The 16,573-nt window shown below is 43.4% G+C and carries 15 protein-coding genes; 6 read left to right on the top strand and 9 right to left on the bottom strand.

What is annotated here, in order from left to right; all coding sequences use genetic code 11:
• The first annotated feature begins 55 nt into the window (after nt 1–55).
• On the top strand, nt 56–1,252 hold the full coding sequence (locus MKY20_RS26665; RefSeq protein WP_251267346.1) for an MFS transporter: 1,197 nt from the start codon (nt 56–58) through the stop codon (nt 1,250–1,252).
• Nucleotides 1,253–1,547: 295 nt separating this feature from the next.
• Here the strand turns inward: MKY20_RS26665 and motB are convergent, their stop codons facing one another.
• From motB to MKY20_RS26635, 6 genes are all read right to left on the bottom strand, one after another.
• Nucleotides 1,548–2,345, bottom strand: a complete 798-nt coding sequence (motB, locus tag MKY20_RS26660; protein ID WP_251267347.1) for a flagellar motor protein MotB — start codon at nt 2,343–2,345, stop codon at nt 1,548–1,550.
• Complete coding sequence (gene motA / locus MKY20_RS26655) at nt 2,338–3,132, bottom strand: flagellar motor stator protein MotA (RefSeq protein WP_009334916.1); 795 nt, start codon at nt 3,130–3,132, stop codon at nt 2,338–2,340. The genes motB and motA overlap by 8 nt, the downstream gene beginning before the upstream one ends.
• Before the next feature lie 137 nt (nt 3,133–3,269).
• Nucleotides 3,270–3,689 carry a hypothetical protein gene (locus MKY20_RS26650; protein ID WP_251267348.1) on the bottom strand — a complete coding sequence of 140 codons (420 nt, stop codon included), beginning with the start codon at nt 3,687–3,689 and terminating at the stop codon, nt 3,270–3,272.
• Between the two features lie 141 nt (nt 3,690–3,830).
• A complete protein-coding gene (locus tag MKY20_RS26645) occupies nt 3,831–4,292 on the bottom strand; it encodes an STAS domain-containing protein (protein WP_251267349.1) in 462 nt (153 codons plus the stop codon).
• Between the two features lie 31 nt (nt 4,293–4,323).
• Nucleotides 4,324–4,698, bottom strand: a complete 375-nt coding sequence (locus MKY20_RS26640) for a DnaJ family domain-containing protein (RefSeq protein ID WP_019382427.1) — start codon at nt 4,696–4,698, stop codon at nt 4,324–4,326.
• Between the two features lie 124 nt (nt 4,699–4,822).
• The gene (locus tag MKY20_RS26635) at nt 4,823–5,410 is read right to left on the bottom strand and encodes a peroxiredoxin (RefSeq protein WP_226280810.1); all 588 of its coding nucleotides are present in this window, start codon (nt 5,408–5,410) and stop codon (nt 4,823–4,825) included.
• Between the two features lie 80 nt (nt 5,411–5,490).
• Here MKY20_RS26635 and MKY20_RS26630 point away from each other — a divergent pair, with 80 nt between their 5' ends.
• Nucleotides 5,491–5,760, top strand: a complete 270-nt coding sequence (locus tag MKY20_RS26630) for a hypothetical protein (protein ID WP_306576498.1) — start codon at nt 5,491–5,493, stop codon at nt 5,758–5,760.
• A gap of 38 nt (nt 5,761–5,798) precedes the next feature.
• On the opposite strand, the gene hutH is transcribed toward MKY20_RS26630, so the two are convergent.
• Nucleotides 5,799–7,292, bottom strand: coding sequence for a histidine ammonia-lyase (hutH, locus tag MKY20_RS26625; protein WP_026041753.1), 1,494 nt, complete (start codon nt 7,290–7,292; stop codon nt 5,799–5,801).
• Nucleotides 7,293–7,638: 346 nt separating this feature from the next.
• On the bottom strand, nt 7,639–8,478 hold the full coding sequence (locus tag MKY20_RS26620) for an STAS domain-containing protein (RefSeq protein ID WP_251267351.1): 840 nt from the start codon (nt 8,476–8,478) through the stop codon (nt 7,639–7,641).
• Nucleotides 8,479–8,679: 201 nt separating this feature from the next.
• On the opposite strand from MKY20_RS26620, the gene MKY20_RS26615 reads away from it, so the two are divergent.
• The 4 genes from MKY20_RS26615 to MKY20_RS26600 all read left to right on the top strand — a co-directional run bounded on the left by MKY20_RS26615 (nt 8,680) and on the right by MKY20_RS26600 (nt 14,952).
• The gene (locus tag MKY20_RS26615; RefSeq protein ID WP_251267352.1) at nt 8,680–10,773 is read left to right on the top strand and encodes a DNA topoisomerase III; all 2,094 of its coding nucleotides are present in this window, start codon (nt 8,680–8,682) and stop codon (nt 10,771–10,773) included.
• Nucleotides 10,774–10,873: 100 nt separating this feature from the next.
• Entirely contained in the window at nt 10,874–12,187 is a 1,314-nt protein-coding gene (locus MKY20_RS26610; protein ID WP_251267353.1) for a short-chain fatty acid transporter, read from the top strand.
• 115 nt (nt 12,188–12,302) lie between these two features.
• Nucleotides 12,303–13,583 (top strand): MDR family MFS transporter, encoded by a 1,281-nt coding sequence (locus MKY20_RS26605; RefSeq protein WP_251267266.1) that lies wholly within the window; start codon nt 12,303–12,305, stop codon nt 13,581–13,583.
• Nucleotides 13,584–13,719: 136 nt separating this feature from the next.
• On the top strand, nt 13,720–14,952 hold the full coding sequence (locus tag MKY20_RS26600) for an aminopeptidase (RefSeq protein ID WP_019380276.1): 1,233 nt from the start codon (nt 13,720–13,722) through the stop codon (nt 14,950–14,952).
• Nucleotides 14,953–15,302: 350 nt separating this feature from the next.
• On the opposite strand, the gene MKY20_RS26595 is transcribed toward MKY20_RS26600, so the two are convergent.
• Nucleotides 15,303–16,499 carry a hypothetical protein gene (locus MKY20_RS26595; protein WP_341004379.1) on the bottom strand — a complete coding sequence of 399 codons (1,197 nt, stop codon included), beginning with the start codon at nt 16,497–16,499 and terminating at the stop codon, nt 15,303–15,305.
• Between the last annotated feature and the right edge of the window lie 74 nt (nt 16,500–16,573).

The following is a 16,573-nucleotide window of genomic DNA, read 5'->3' as shown; positions in this document are numbered from 1 at the left end:
ACCAGTTCACCAAAGTGGTCTAGGTACCTGGTACTTCATTGTTAGGAGGACAACTATGAAGAAACAGCCATTATGGACGAAGGATTTTTTGAGTATTTCTATTACTAGTTTTTTCTTATTTATGGGGTTTTATGTTTTGCTGACTACGCTTCCCCTTTATATTTTGGATGATTTAAAAGGGGATGAAACACAGGTAGGTCTGATTATTTCAGTCTTTCTGATTGCTGCAGTGATCAGCCGGCCTTTTACAGGGAAATGGATTGACGAGGTTGGACGCCGAAAGATCCTGATTGCTTCCTTGATTGTATTTGCCGTATCTTCTCTGCTTTACTTCTGGGCTGACTCTACACCCGCTCTTTTAGCACTGAGATTCCTGCACGGAGTTGGATTTGGCATGGCTACCACTGCAACTGGAGCTATCGTTGCTGATATTGTACCGAATGAACGCAGAGGCGAAGGACTTGGATATTATGCAATGTTCATGAATCTGGCCATGGTCATTGGCCCGTTTGCCGGTTTGACGATTGTTCAATATGCAAATTTCTCATGGATTTTTGCTTTATGTACAGTTTTATCTTTTATTGCTATCGTGCTGGGTGCTTTTGTAAGAATACCGCATAAAGCAGAGAACTCTGTGAAGCATCCAAAATTTACCCTTTCAAGCTTATTTGAAAAAAGTGCAGTTCCCGTGGCAATTTCTGCAGGCATCCTTGCTTTCGCTTACTCAGGAATTCTTTCCTTTATTTCTGTTTATGCGAAAGAGCTTGATTTGCTTGAAGCTGCAAGCTTCTTTTTTGTGGTATATGCGGCATTTATTATTATGTCCCGCCCATTTACAGGCCGCTGGTTTGATGCGTACGGAGAAAATAGAGTGATCTATCCGGCCATTATTCTTTTTGCAGCAGGGTTATTTTTACTAAGCCAGGCAAACAGTACCTTTGTGTTTTTGCTGTCAGGTGCGATAATCGGATTGGGATATGGCACCATTGTTCCGGGTCTCCAAACGGTTGCAATTAAGCAGGCTGATCCAGCTAAACGCGGACTTGCTACCTCAACCTTCTTCACACTTTTTGATACCGGAATTGGACTGGGATCCTATGTTCTTGGAATACTTGCTGTAAAAACAGGCTTCGCTTCACTTTATTTTATGCTTGCGGGCGTGGCACTGTTTGGATTACTCGTTTACTATTTGCTCCATGGAAAAAAGACAGAACCAAAAACCATTCATTCAGAAGCAGATCTTCCATTATAAGAGCCCATTTGCGGCTCTTTTCTTTTTGTCAGTCTTAAATTATGTGTATTTTCTGAATATTTTTTTGTGGACGTTGGCATATAATGTAATTAATACCTTTTGGGAGGTTTGCTAATGACCATTGTTCATGTATTGAATTTTTCTATTCCAATTGCCTGTGTATTACTATTTGGTGTAATGGTCGGCCGCATGTGTAAACCGGATGGCTCGGAACAGGAAGCAAATGAATAATGTTTTTCACTTCAAAGTGGCTGGATTTCAGCGCTTTTTTTATTTCAATAAAAAAACCAGCCCCCTAAGGCTGATTCCCCGTTCTTGGCAATATTAAAATTTCTACCCGTCTGTTCTTCGCTCTGCCTTCCTTGGTATCATTTCCGGCAACCGGCTGGAATTCTCCGAAGCCTTTGGCACTGAACCATTTAGGGTCCAGCTGGTCATTTTTCAGAATTATTTTCATAAAATTGACAGCGCGCATCACACTGAGTTCCCAGTTGGACTCGAAGTTTGAGTTACGGATCGGGACGTTGTCTGTATGGCCGCTTATGATAATGTTTCTTGGCGGGTCCATGATGAGAAGCTCTGCAATTTCACTTGCCATATTTAAATCCTGCTCACGGACCTCTGCACTTCCTGAGCCGAACAGGACATTATCCCTGATTGACACAAGCAGTCCTTCGGTGGTTAAAGAGGTTTCCAGTTTATCCGCCAGGTTTTGATTTTCAATAAAAGCATTGACTCTTTGCTGCAGCTCTGCCAGTTCTTCCTGATCGGCAGCCTGCTTCAGCTTTTCTTTTTCCAATTCATCCATTGCTGCCATCTCCTCCAAATCCTTGCTTGGCTTTTCGGACACAGCATCAGTGGATTGCATTTGGCCTTCTGGCATTGGACTTGGGAATTCAAATACCCCTGTCCCCCCTGAAAAGACATCATTGAATGCCTTTGAGAGCTTCTGAAATTTCTGGGCATCTACGGAACTCATTGCGAATAGGACAATGAATAGGGCCAGAAGCAGTGTTAATAAATCAGCATACGGCAATAGCCAGGATTCATCTACATGCTCCTCATGGTGCTGCTTCTTTTTCCGCCTACTCATCCTTCGCCACGCTGCTTTCTTCAAGGAATTTCCGGCGTTCCCCTGCAGGAAGGTAGGAAGCAAGCTTTTGTTCTATTACCCGAGGCGCCTCCCCTTCTAAAATAGAGAGAATGCCTTCGATCATCATACTTTTAATTTTTGCTTCCTGCTTGGATTTTCTCTTAAGCTTATTGGCAAACGGATGCCAAAACACATAACCTGTGAAAATCCCCAGCAAAGTCGCTACGAATGCCGCACTGATGGCATGACCGAGGCTCGTGGTGTCCTCCATATTACCCAGTGCTGCAATTAATCCTATTACTGCTCCCAGCACTCCAAGAGATGGGGCATAGGTGCCTGCCTGGCTGAAAATCTGGGCTCCGGCCTGATGTCTTTCTTCCATCGCTTCGATTTCTTCGCTTAATACATCACGTATATAATCGGCACTTTGCCCATCAACGGCCAGAGATAAGCCGTTCTTTAAAAAAGTATTTTCGATTTCGTTCGTTTTGACTTCAAGTGCAAGCAATCCTTCTTTTCTTGCCAGCTGAGCCCAATCCGAAAACATCTTAATCATCTCAGCAGGGTTCATCAGCTTTTCTTCTTTAAATAAAATGCCGAAAAGCTTGGGCACCCGTTTGATTTCATTTGTTGGAAATGCAATAGCCACTGCTGCTGCAGTTCCCAGGATAATGATCAGAATAGCGGCCGGATTAATCAGAACAGACGGGGAAACCCCTTTAAAAACCATCCCTACTCCAACTGCTATGATCCCTAATATTACGCCTATAATCGTTGTTTTATCCATGCAAGCCACACCTTCTATGTAGTCTGAAAATCTCTATTACCTTCTATTATTAATTTCGGATGATTTTTACAGTTCTTTAGGGAATTTTTCATATATAAAAGGCAGAGGTGCTTCCCCTGCCTTCGTTTTCATTGTTTTTAGATCCAGCGGCATCCGCAGAAACCTCTTCTTCTGCGGTCATCATCATCTCGGCGGCGTCTGCATCCTCTTCCAGATCCGGCTAAGTCTCTGTTGTACCATAAGTCACCAGCACCGCGTACGTCATCACGGCGATGTTTTCTGCGGTCGTCTTCTGCTCCGCCCACACTGTCTCTTCCACAGCCGCAATGGTTTCTGCGATTGTCTTCGATACCAAATACATCGTCATCACGGTGGTGCTTCCTGCGGCGGTCTTCTGCTCCACCTACATCATCCCGACGGTGCTTCCTGCGGCGGTCTTCCGCTCCACCTACATCATCACGGCGGCGATCATCATCTTCTTTTACAATAACTCTTTCGGCTCTGATTTCTACTTCATCTGCATTAATCTCAAATCTTCTTCTCCAATCTCTCGACATATTTCTACCTCCTTTCTCATGGATACTATAGAATATGTGCCACCGGAGGTTTTCGCATGGACAAATCCCCAAAGGGAAAGAAAATGTGCCTGTTCAATGAAAAAAACCCCTGTCCTATTCAGGAGAGGAGTTTTTGAGAATTTATATTTTTTGAAAGACGAGGCTGTTTATTTTCATTAAATGCTTTAAGCCCGCCTGGAAGGTTGCATGTGTTTCAGCATTTAGCTCTATTCCGGAAAGGACGATTTCCTTTATCAGCTGCGGGGTCATTCCTACAAAGTAAGGCTTAACTCCCATGAGGTTAATGGAATCAGTCAGGTTGCGGATTTGCTGTCCAAGTTCGGAAAGGCACATCTGCTCTATGCGGTCGACGGTAATGTCTGTAAAATCTATGATGGCGAATTCAGTGTCATGCTCTTTAATATGATTCAGGATTTTAGCCGTAATTTTTTCGAATCTTTCTGCCATGAGCAGGCCTGTAATAGGCACCAGTATCGTCTGGGGAATGATCGATGGTATAATCGGTGCAGTCATATCCGCTATGGCTGCCTCATATTCTTCCACTCTTTTTTCAAGGACCGTTATATATTCATCTTTGTTCATGTATTCTCCTCAATTCCAATCATCTGATCCATTAGAATAATTTATTGTTAATTTTCTCTTCGTAGTTTTTGAAAAGGGATGAATTGGTGTTTTGTCTTCTTTTCGACATCATGCTGTTAAAGCGGATCATCTTTTCGTTAAGCTTCTTCTGCAATGCCTTTTTTTCTTCCTGATCCTCACATTGTTTAATCAGGTCTTCGATCGTTAGCATTTCCTTCTTCATTTGGTTTTCTTCATCAGTGAATCCGGCATTCTTCATGATGCGGTAGGCCATGCGCAAATTTTCAGGGACGGAAGACAGGTCATCGAACGGAAGCGGTTTCCCATAGCCTGGCAAATTATCAAACTCGCCATCCTTGTACGCTTTTTTGATCCGATCTTCAGACAGTATAGAAAAGAAGTCCAATCTCTAGTTCCCCCTTCACTTCATTTGTTACTTATTATTATATATTTTCAGCGCTGCTTATTAAAGCAATTATGTATATGGAGGACCTGCAGAAAAATCAAGAGAAAGCTTGCGCCTCCTCCCTTCAGATTTTGCCTATTAAGTTCGGATCCATGTTTATCCCGGTCTGGCCAGGCTGCCAATTGGCCGGCACACCTTTTCCTGTCTGCTGAGCATATTGAATTCCCTGCATGATTCTGACATGTTCATGCAGATTTCTTCCAACTTCTCCAGGGTAAATGATCTTCGCCGCAATAATGCCATTAGGGTCGATAAAAACGGATGCCCTGATGGCCGCTCCTGAATTCTCGTCCAAAACCCTGTAAGCTCTGCTTATTTGATGGGTTCGATCACTTACCATTGGATAATTTACATTTTTCAAAGAGGGAGATGTTTCCTTAAATACTTTATGGGCGTATACACTGTCCGTGCTGATGGACATTACTTCACAGTTTAAAGCTTTTAAATATGGATTCACAGCGGCGACCGCCGCCAATTCTGTCGGTCAGACAAATGTGAAATCACTCGGATAAAAAAACAGCAGAACCCATTTTCCGATATAATTCTCCAAATTGACTTTTTTTATTTGATGATCAATGACAGCATCTGCAGTAAAAACAGGAGCTCGATCTCCCCGGCCCGCACAAAATACGGAGGCATTCGAATCGTTCATGGCTATCCCCCTCCCTTCCTCTTTCGTCTCTGCTATATATACTTATGCGGCCAAAGACAAAATTGAACGGAAAATATTGAGTGAATCAGCCGTACATAGTCCAGGTGTCCAAGGGAAAAATAGTGAAAGAATATGAATTCAAGAATGAAAGGAGCCAGACTATGTCACGCGGAGTCCATTTTAATCATAAAAGAAAACATCACCCTGGGGAATTTCCTGAACACACAATGGTCGAGCGCCACACAACTGAAGCACAGGAAGACGAAGAATTTATTGTGACACAGGAAGCTTTTAAGAACCGCTTTGAAGAAGATGAAGCAAAGCAACTTGAGGAAAGAGCCAAAGATTAAAAAGCCGGGGGCCTGAATAACATTCAGACCCCCGCTGCTTATATTGCGTCTACTTCCACTTCTTTCAGCCAGGACGCGCATGCTTCAATATCCTTTGAGAATACGCGGTCTTTTGTGATGGAAGGCACCACTTTTCTTGCTTCTTCATAAAAACGTTTTGTTTTATCAGCCATTTTATCTGAACCGCGGTATTCTGCTGCCTGGAGTGCGCAAATCAGTTCAATTGCAAGCACTTTATTAACATTCTGGATAATCTGATATGCATGTCTTGATCCGATGGTTCCCATGCTCACATGGTCTTCCTGATTCCCGGATGAGGGGATCGAATCCACACTTGCGGGATGGGCAAGTGTCTTATTCTCCGATACAAGTGAAGCTGCAACATATTGGAGAATCATCGCACCAGACTGCAGTCCAGGTTCCGGGCTTAAAAATGGCGGCAAATCACTCAGCTGCGGGTTAACAAGCCTTTCAATCCGGCGCTCTGAAATATTGGCCAATTCCGCAACCGCGATTTTCATGAAGTCCATTGCAAGTGCGATTGGCTGCCCATGAAAGTTTCCGCCGGATATAACGCTTTCCCCGTTTTCAAAAATCAGCGGGTTATCTGTGGCTGCATTCATTTCAATTTCAAGCTTTTCTTTCACATAATCAAGCGCCTGCCAAGATGCTCCATGCACCTGCGGGATGCAGCGGATGGAGTACGCGTCCTGGACCCGGATTTCTCCCTGTCTTGTGATCAGGCTGCTGCCTGAGAGATATTCCCTCACTCTTCTTGCTGTATCGACCTGCTGCTGATAGCCTCTTGCCTGATGGATATTCTCATCAAACGCATCAATAATTCCGTTTAAGCCCTCCATTGTAACTGCAGCGATCAATTCACTTTGATAAGCGATTTTTTCCGCTTCCAGATAGCCAATCACTCCCATTGCCGTCATCGCTTGAGTGCCGTTAATCAGGGCAAGCCCTTCCTTCGCCTGTAATGTTAAAGGCTCGATTCCCTCCTGAACAAGCACTTCAAGAGCAGGCTTTCTTACCCCCTTGAAAAACACTTCCCCTTCTCCCATTAACACTAATGCCAAATGGGAAAGAGGAGCCAAATCGCCGCTCGCTCCAAGAGATCCCTGCTGCGGGATGACAGGATGGATTTGTTTATTCACAAGCGCTAAAAGAGTTTCTATCACGACAGGACGGACTCCTGAAAATCCTTTCAATAAAGCATTGGCTCTTAATAGGAGCATAGCTCTCGAAACAGCCTCCGGAAATGGTTCCCCTACACCGCAGGCATGCGAGCGGATTAAATTCAGCTGAAGATCCTCTACATCTCCCTGATCAATTCTTACATCGCTGAATTTGCCAAAGCCAGTGTTAATGCCGTAAATGACCTTTTCTTCACTTACAATTCTCTTAACAGCTTCACGGCTGTTTTTTACACGCAGCATGCTTTCCTCCGATGCTGCAGCCTTTACTCCTTCAAAAAGCACTCTTTTGGCTTCAGACAAAGTAAGGGTATTTCCATTTAAAGTAACCACTTTGTTCTCCTCCCCGCGAGTTAAAGTCATCATCGAATCTGTCAATTTTTCCATTTCATTTCCTCCTCGGTACATTAGCGAGATAAAGAAAAGGCTGTATCTCAAACACAGGTTTGAAATACAGCCTTTTTAAAAAGATTATTTGCAGTATCAGTTTTTAGATGCCTCATCTTTATCACAGCCTAATTTTGATATATTTTCTGAATATAATTAATTCTATGTGCCATATGAGAGGATGTCAATTAATTTTTACCATTTTTTAACAAGTTAGATTGTTAGAATGGTAACACAGTAAAGCGTTTTTATTATAGCTATATAAAAAGCCGGCATTTCTGCCAGCTTGATTTCATTCAATGTCTTTTCTTTTCAGTGCTTGCTTTAATGTACCGTAAGTATTAATGCCTGTGAAGTCCAGGCCAAGCTGAATGGAAGTCTGGGCAACTTCAGGGCTGATGCCGGAGATGGTGGATTTTACCCCCAGCAGCTTTAAAGCTGTCGTTAAAGAGAATATTTGATGGGCAACCATCGTGTCGATGATGGCCACACCTGATAAATCAATGAATAGATGTTCCACATCTTCTTTTGCACATTTTTTCGGAATTTCCTCCAGCAGGATTCGTGCACGTTCGGTGTCTATATTTCCGATAAGAGGGAGTACAGCTGTATGGTCTTTTATCGGAATAACAGGAGTTCCAAGTTCATTGATCAGACTTTGCTGGGCAACAAGCCTGTTGGTCGTTAATTGATAATACTTCTCTGAAAATTTATTAATGAGCTTATCAAAAGCCTTGTTAATAATTGTGCTCCATTTCAATACATCATCTGCTGTGACTTCAGACTTGTTTTCGTTAATGAACTTTTCAACAAAATGCCAATAGGTTTCCCGCACATTGCTTAAAGCTTCAAGCACTTGAAAAATGGGCGTATTAGAATCCACTCTGCTCTCCGCTACTGTAATGGCCCATTCTTCCATATTCTCGTTAAAAGTGTCCTCATCAATCAGAGCTGCTGAAACGGTGCGGTTGGTAAACGTATTTTGTTCTCTCAGGAGCTTCTCATAAGCAGGGTCTGCATCTGCAGAATAAATGGAACCTTTCTGTTTATCCCTTAAAGACAGCCACATATCTGTGATATTGATTGAATTCTCCTGAATGTAATCATAAAGAAGCCGATCTTTTGCATTCATTCATTTCACCTTGTCTCTTTCTATTTGTAAACAAACGGGTAAGTTCATTGTAGAATGAATTGTGGCTGATGAAAAGCAATACAACTTAGGCAGTTATTCACTTTACTGCCCATCAAAGTTTATCCCATTACAAATATTGATTAATTTCAGCTATACTTAGTTTGTACAGAAATGGCTGAATGTAATTTGAAAGGAGTTCTTATGAAATCACTTGTTCTTGCTGAAAAGCCCAGTGTTGCCCGTGAAATTGCACGGGTTCTGGGATGCCGGCAATCTCATAAAAGCTATATGGAAGGCGATAAATATATCGTGACATGGGCTCTTGGCCATCTAATCGAGTTAAAGATGCCTGAGCATTATGACACCAAATACAAAAACTGGAATCTGGAGGATCTGCCGATTATTCCTGATCAAATGGGCCTGAAGGTGATGAAGCAGACCAGCCACCAGTATAAAGCGATTGAGAACCTGGCAAAGCGGAAGGATATTAAAGAAATTATCATTGCTACTGATGCAGGACGCGAAGGGGAGCTTGTCGCACGCTGGATTTTGGAGAAAATCCGCTGGCGTAAGACAATCAAACGCTTATGGATATCTTCTGTAACGGACCGCGCCATCCGGGACGGCTTCCAAAACCTTAAGCCAGGAAAACAATTTGAAGATTTGTATGAATCCGCCGTCTGCCGGGCAGAGGCCGATTGGCTCATCGGCTTGAATGTCACAAGGGCCCTGACTACTAAATACAAGGATCCCCTATCTGCTGGACGGGTGCAGACACCGACACTGGCTCTCGTGATGGAAAGGGAAGCATTAATTCAAAAATTTGTTCCAAAAGAGTACTGGACGATTCGCGCTCAAATTGGCCCCCTGCAGGCTGACTGGGAGAAAAATGGTGAAAAGCGCATCTTTTCTAAAGAAGCAGCTGATGGAGTCCTTTCTAAAGTGAAGGGGCAAAAAGCAGTTATCCACTCCATTATCCGGAAGGAAAAAACAGAGCCGCAGCCGCTTCCTTATGATTTGACGGAGCTGCAGCGTGACGCCAATAAGCGTTACGGCTTCTCCGCCAAGAAAACATCGAATGTGCTGCAGAAACTTTATGAGCAGCATAAGCTTGTCACCTATCCGCGTACTGACTCGCGCTATTTGACAAAAGATATGGAAGCCACCATGATGGATCGCCTTCATGGCATTGCAGCTTCCTATAAGGACGAAGTGAAGCCGATCCTTGCGAATCAGGGCAAGGTCCTGGCAAAGCGAGTCTTTAATAATGAAAAAGTAACTGATCATCATGCAATTATTCCGACTGAAGAACGTGTACACCTCAGTGATTTGTCTGCTGATGAGCGGAAGCTGTACGAATTGATTCTGCGCAGATTTCTGGCCATTTTCCATAACCCTTATAAGTATGAAACCATCCATGCTTCGATAGAAGTTAACAGTGAGACATTCACTGCCAGGGAAACAGCAGTTATCGACCTGGGTTATCGCAAGGTTGAACGGAGCAGTGATGAAGAAACAGGAAAACAGAGCCTTAGGAACATCTCAAAAGGACAGAGCTTTACGGTACAAACGGCTGAATTGTCCGCCAAGCTTACTGAACCTCCTCTTCGCTATTCCGAAGCTGACATATTGACCCAGATGGAAAAATACAGCTTGGGAACACCTGCGACTAGAGCGGAAATCATTGAACGGCTCCTTGATACGGAAGCGATCGAAAGGCAAAATGGACGTCTGTTTCCGACTAAAAAGGGCAAACAGCTGATGGACCTGGTGAATGAAGATCTGAAATCACCGGAACTGACTGCTAAATGGGAACAGGAATTGGAGAAAATCGCACGCGGAAAAGCAGATCCCAAAGAGTTTTTGCAGAATATCCGCAAGCAGACACGGACATTGGTTTCAGAGATTAAAAAGAGCGATAAATCTTACCGTGCCCATAATCTCACGGGCTCAAAATGTCCAGAATGCGATTCCTTCCTAAAAGAAAGAAATACCAAGGACGGAAAAATACTTGTCTGTTCCAATCTTGATTGTAATTTCCGAAAGCGCAAAGATCCAAAGCTTTCAAACCGCCGCTGCCCTCAGTGCCGCAAAAAAATGGAAATCCACCAGGGCAAAGCAGGAGCCTACTTCCAGTGCCGGCCATGCAATGTGGTGGAAAAAGCACAGGACAAAAAGAAAGCCGTCAACAAACGGGAAGAGCGAAAACTTGTTCAGAAATACACCCAGAAGGAAGATTCCTTTGGAACAAGCCTTGGCGATTTGCTTAAGGCTGCCATGGAAGATAAGGATTAATATATAGCCCTGGCTGATGCCAGGGCTCTTTCTTTATGAACAGGCATACACAGCTTGTCCTCTCCATAGCATGTACTAATACTGAAAGGAGAGTGAAGAGATGTTAACCAGAGTGGCAGACCGTTTCTCCAAGCTTGTGGAAAGGTATCTCCCGGACGCCTTTGTCATTGCGGTATTAATGACTCTGTTTGTGTTTATTGCAGGGTTTTTCATGAAGCCTTCCGAACCTGTTGAGCTATTTAAATCCTTCGGTGACGGCTTCTGGGTGTATCTTGCTTTTACCATGCAAATGGTGCTCCTCCTAATGACAGGCATGGCGCTTGCTTCAGTTCCTTCTGTACAGCGTATACTTGAAAAGCTGTCCTCAAAAGCGAAGACAGCCAACCAGGCCTACGTGCTGACTTTTCTCGTTTCATCTGCTGCTTATTATATTAACTGGGGCCTTGCTGTTGTCGTTGGCGCCATTATTGCCCGTGAAGTTGGGAAAAGAAATCAGAACGCACACTTCCCCCTATTGGTGGCTGCAGCCTATGCACCAACTGCTCTTTATACGGCTGGTTTATCAAGCTCAATTGGTTTGACTGTTGCGACCAAGGGCCATTTTCTCGAGGAAGCGGCTGGCGTCATCCCCACTTCGGAGACCATTTTCCATCCTGGAACAATTGCGATTTTAATTGCTCTTGTAATGACTATGCCACTTTTCATTGTGCTGATGGCACCCAAAAAAGGCATTATCTCATACGTTCCCCCTAAGGCACCCAAGCAGGACGCTGAACAGAAGGAAGTTTTAAAAACTCCCGCCGGAAAGCTTGAAAGAACACCCTTTCTCGGCATCATTACCGGATTAATCGGGGTAATCTATATCATATTTGAGTTTGTAAACGGGCGTGACCTTGACTTGAATATTATCAATATTGCCTTTTTATCGTTAGGCCTCATCCTTCATAAATCGCTCGTACAATACGCCAATGCTTTTAAAGAAGCGGGTTCTGCCATTTCTCCTATCATTCTGCAATTTCCATTTTACGCCGGGATTATCGCCGTTCTCGGCAGCTCCGGGTTAGCAGAGTCTATAATTAATGGGATGGCATCCATAGCAAGTAAAGACACCTTTGATATATTCACCTATTGGTCCGCCGGTCTCGTCAATATTCTTGCTCCTTCAGGCGGCGGGCAGTGGGCATTGCAGGGGCCGCTTCAAGTGCCTGCCGGTCTCCAGCTTGGTGTGGATCCTGCCATTACGGCTATGGCTGTAGGCTGGGGTGATGCCTGGACGAATCTGATCCAGCCTTTCTGGGCCCTTCCTATACTGAGTGTGGTTGGCCTTCATATTCGTCATATAATGGGCTACTGTGCATTACTGGCCATATGGGTTGGCATAGTTACTACGGTCTTGATGTTTTTTGTATATTGATTAAGAAAAGCCAAGCCTAATCAAGGCTTGGCTTTTTTGGAAAAAGTCTTCTTGTGTTTTTTACAATTTTGGTAGTATGATAGCGTTATTCTGAGATTGAAGTTGGGGAAACAGCATGAAAATAAAAGATTGGGATAAGAATTTAAAAGTAAGGTTATTTGGGGAAGCGCTTATGAATATTACATTCTGGATGTTCTTCCCGTTTTTAACGATTTATTTCGCGGATGAATTCGGAAAAGACAAGGCTGGTTTATTGCTCATTTTTTCTCAGGTATTCTCCGTACTTGCCAACTTAATGGGCGGTTATACAGCTGACCGCTTTGGCCGCAAGAAAATGATGGTTCTCTCTGCATTTGGACAGGGACTTTCATTCATCATTTTTGGATTTGCCAGTTCACCCTGGCTCGATTCTCCGGTGCTTGGCTTTATCTGCTTTGCTTTTGTGGGAATATTCGGTTCATTTTATTGGCCGGCAAGCCAGGCAATGGTTGCAGATGTGGTCGAGGAAAAGGACAGAAGCCAGGTATTTGCTATTTTTTACACTTCAATTAATATTGCAGTTGTGGTGGGTCCCATTTTAGGAGCCATTTTCTATGTCCATTACCGTTTTCAGCTTCTTATGGCCGCCGGCATTATCTGTATCCTATTATCTTTCATCCTTTCCCGGTGGACAAGGGAAACATTGCCAATACAAATACTTATAGAAAGCGGAAATAGTAAATGGCATGCAGTTTTATTAAAGCAAACGAAAGATTATGGCATTATCTTCAGGGACAAAACCTTTCTCCTTTTTATCATAGCAGGTGTTCTGGCTGCACAGACTTTTATGCAGCTTGATCTATTAATACCTGTCTATACAAATGAAGCAGTTCATAATCAGGCGCTTTTTAAATGGAATGACTGGTCCTTTTCTGTTCAGGGAGAACAGGCTTTTGGCATTCTGCTGTCTGAGAACGGCTTCCTCGTAGCCTTATTTACCGTAGCCGTAACGAAAATGATGTTAAAGTACAAGGAAAGAAATGTCTTTATCTTATCATCTCTTACTTATGCAGCAGCCATTATCATGTTAGGGCAAACGCAATGGATATGGGGATTAATTCTGGCTATGGCCGTTTTCACTATGGGTGAATTAATGACAGCCGGCCTTCAGCAGAGCTATGTATCAAAAATTGCTCCAGATCATATGCGGGGCCAGTACTTTGCAGCTGCCTCCCTTCGATTTACAATCGGGAAAACCATTGCACCTATCTCCATTCCGCTTACAGTCTGGATCGGATATGACTGGACATTCTTCATACTGGCGCTGCTGGCTGTTGTAAGTGCGTTTTTGTATTGGCTGATGTTTGCTTTGCCTGAAAGAAATAATGCATCCCATGCCAAACAGGAATCTGTATAAGGTTCCTTTTTAATTATGTCTCCGTCCATAGATGGAGACCCAAGGTTCTCGAGCACGAATTTCAATTCAATAGGTTTCTTTTTGCGAACAGAACAGCTACAATGAAAATGAAGATTCTGACAAAGGAGAATACATAATGAGTCATTTTCAAACGAATTTAGAGAAATACGCAGAGCTTGCCGTAAAAGTTGGTGTAAACGTACAAAAGGGACAGACGCTTGTAATTAACACAACGCTTGATGCAGCTGAACTGGTTCGTACAATTGTTAAAAAGGCCTATGAAGCAGGAGCTCATAACGTAGTTGTGAACTGGAGCGATGATGCGGTCACTCGCACAAAGTACGACTTGGCACCGGATGAGTCTTTCTCCGAATACCCTGAATGGCGTGCGAAGGAAGTCGAAGATTTAGCTGAAAAGGGTGCGGCATTCATGTCAATCGTTTCGGCAAGCCCTGATTTGCTGAAAGGCGTGAAATCAGAACGAATCTCAAGCTTCCAGAAAGCTGCAGGACAGGCGCTGGCAAAATACCGCAAATTCATCCAGTCCGATAAAGTAAGCTGGACAGTCATTGCAGCTCCATCTAAAGCCTGGGCAAACATGGTATTCCCTGACGCACCGGAAGAATCACGTGTGGATATGCTTTGGGAAGCTATATTCAAAGCAACTCGCGCTGATTTGGATAACCCGGTTGAAGCCTGGAAAAAGCATGATGAAACACTTCATGAAAAAGTGGATTATTTGAACAGCAAGCGATATCAGAAGCTTCATTATAAAGCTCCAGGTACAGACCTGACAATCGAGCTTCCAAAAGGCCACTTATGGGTGGGGGCAGGCAGCATAAATGAACAGGGACACGAATTCATGGCTAACATGCCAACTGAAGAAGTATTTACGGTACCTTACAAGACAGGTGTTAACGGCACGGTTTCCAGCACAAAACCTTTAAGCTATGGCGGAAATATCATCGACAAATTCAGCCTGACATTTGAAAACGGCCGTATTATCGATGTGAAGGCCGAAGAAGGCGAAGAGATTCTTAAGCAGCTTGTTGAGACAGATGAAGGCTCCCACTATCTTGGTGAAGTGGCTCTGGTTCCTTTCAACTCGCCAATTTCACAGTCCAACCTGCTTTTCTATAATACTTTATTTGATGAAAATGCTTCAAACCACCTTGCGATCGGCAGTGCGTATGCATTCTGCATTGAAGGCGGCAAGAAAATGTCCAGTGAAGAACTGGCTGAAAACGGCTTGAACGAAAGCTTAACACATGTTGACTTCATGATCGGCTCCGCTGAAATGGATATCGATGGAATTACTGAAGACGGCAACGCTGAACCCGTGTTCAGGAAAGGTGATTGGGCATTTTAAAGCGGAACCGCATTGCCCGGAACGCAGACTAAGTACGCCACGTCCTGTGGCAACGTCTGCATGACCCACATCCTGTGGGCCTCAAGCACAAGACGAGCCTCCCGGAAAGGCGTCCTTTGCCTTTTGGGTGGCTTGCCCGAAATGTGGAGGCGACTGCCCAGGGACGACAGGCATAAGACGGTTCCTGTAAGAAGGCGTTATTCCTTCTGAAAGGAAATGGCTTATGACCCCGAGTCCCTAGGAGCCGGAGCTAGACAAGCTTGTGACCCTGAGGGGGTAGGCTGCTTGCGCTAGACGGTTCTTGAAGTTCAAAGTATAATACTTTGTTATTTTACAAAAAAATCATGCGGTCAATGTGCCGCATGGTTTTTTGTTTTCATCAATACTATTTCACTAACGTTTCCTTCTAAATCAGAAATGAATTCGATGGAATATTTATCTGCCAGGTAGGTGGAAATGGTTTTACCTGACAGCACCTCTTCCCTTACTTCAAGAGGAGTGCCAAACATAGCAGTAATCTCGTCAATGAAAGTTCTCACCCGCTGTCCAGGAATAGAAATTGCGGTTACATTTCCGGTTTCCCGTTCAAAATAATAGCTGATTTCAGGGTACATGACAAAAGGGCTTCCATTTTCAAACCCTTCCTTAATATAATTTGGATCTGACTTCTTAATTTCAGATATGTTTGTGCCAATTGGATAAGGGCTTCCGAGCGGAATTCCCTGTTTGGCTTTTTCAATGGCATCCACGCTGAGTGCCAGGTTTTTAAAAGGATAGTATAGGGCTTCCTCTTTTAACCACAGATTCATCCAGTCGATATCAGAATGATCTTCTTTGTTCAGCTCTATTCGGTCATGCAGGCTCATCGAAAGGGTTTCTTCATTAAATAGCCATGTTGAAATAACCCATCTATCATTCTTATTTTGGGCAGTTTGAAGATACTTCTGATTAATATTTTTTATTTTCGCTTTGGAGGAAGTGACCACTTCTTTTTCTGTATTGATTTTAAGCACTTCTCCATCTTTAATCGCCAGCAGCTGGCCCTTAACCGCATTTTCCCCCTTGGGCTGAAAAATCGAAATGATGGTTTTATTCCTCATTTTCTGAGTGTAAACCTGCTCCTTCGAAGGGTTAAATGACAATTCAGCACTGTTATTCAAAGCTTCCTGTCTATAAGCCTCTTTCGACCCTTTCTCAGCCAGGTAAACTGAGTAATGTCCTGTAAAATAAGAATCGCCTTTCTTCCCTTTCGCACTGTCCTCTTCCAGAATGGTTCTTCTTTCATCTTCAGCATATAGATAAACTGTATATTTCATTTTTCCATCTGTTGCGTCCACCTGGAATAGTGACTTGCCTTCAAGCCAAACAGTATCTTTTTTCTCTTTCCCGACCTCTTGTACAGCTGATGTATTCTGTTCAGCTTCCACTTTATCTTCTTTTTCAAATTTTATTTCTTCTGTATTTAAAGATGCATTTATTTCATTTGAACATCCTGCTATAACGGATGACAGCATGGCAATCATGATCATATTTATTAAACTTTTCATCATATTCTCCCTAATGTTATAAAAACATTTCCATTTAAAGTCAAATGTTACAATTACGTTTCAACTAATTAAGT

The organism is Cytobacillus sp. FSL W8-0315, from assembly GCF_038002905.1.
GTDB lineage: Bacteria > Bacillota > Bacilli > Bacillales > Cytobacillaceae > Cytobacillus > Cytobacillus pseudoceanisediminis.
This window is presented reverse-complemented; position numbering and strand designations above follow the sequence as displayed.

Excerpts from the sequence above, each read along its gene's own strand:
- MKY20_RS26665 (WP_251267346.1), top strand. The coding sequence starts at position 56 with ATGAAGAAACAGCCATTATGGACGAAGGATTTTTTGAGTATTTCTATT.
- motB (WP_251267347.1), bottom strand. The coding sequence starts at position 2,345 with ATGAGTAGGCGGAAAAAGAAGCAGCACCATGAGGAGCATGTAGATGAA.
- motA (WP_009334916.1), bottom strand. The coding sequence starts at position 3,132 with ATGGATAAAACAACGATTATAGGCGTAATATTAGGGATCATAGCAGTT.
- MKY20_RS26650 (WP_251267348.1), bottom strand. The coding sequence starts at position 3,689 with ATGTCGAGAGATTGGAGAAGAAGATTTGAGATTAATGCAGATGAAGTA.
- MKY20_RS26645 (WP_251267349.1), bottom strand. The coding sequence starts at position 4,292 with ATGAACAAAGATGAATATATAACGGTCCTTGAAAAAAGAGTGGAAGAA.
- MKY20_RS26620 (WP_251267351.1), bottom strand. The coding sequence starts at position 8,478 with ATGAATGCAAAAGATCGGCTTCTTTATGATTACATTCAGGAGAATTCA.
- MKY20_RS26615 (WP_251267352.1), top strand. The coding sequence starts at position 8,680 with ATGAAATCACTTGTTCTTGCTGAAAAGCCCAGTGTTGCCCGTGAAATT.
- MKY20_RS26610 (WP_251267353.1), top strand. The coding sequence starts at position 10,874 with ATGTTAACCAGAGTGGCAGACCGTTTCTCCAAGCTTGTGGAAAGGTAT.
- MKY20_RS26605 (WP_251267266.1), top strand. The coding sequence starts at position 12,303 with ATGAAAATAAAAGATTGGGATAAGAATTTAAAAGTAAGGTTATTTGGG.
- MKY20_RS26600 (WP_019380276.1), top strand. The coding sequence starts at position 13,720 with ATGAGTCATTTTCAAACGAATTTAGAGAAATACGCAGAGCTTGCCGTA.
- MKY20_RS26595 (WP_341004379.1), bottom strand. The coding sequence starts at position 16,499 with ATGAAAAGTTTAATAAATATGATCATGATTGCCATGCTGTCATCCGTT.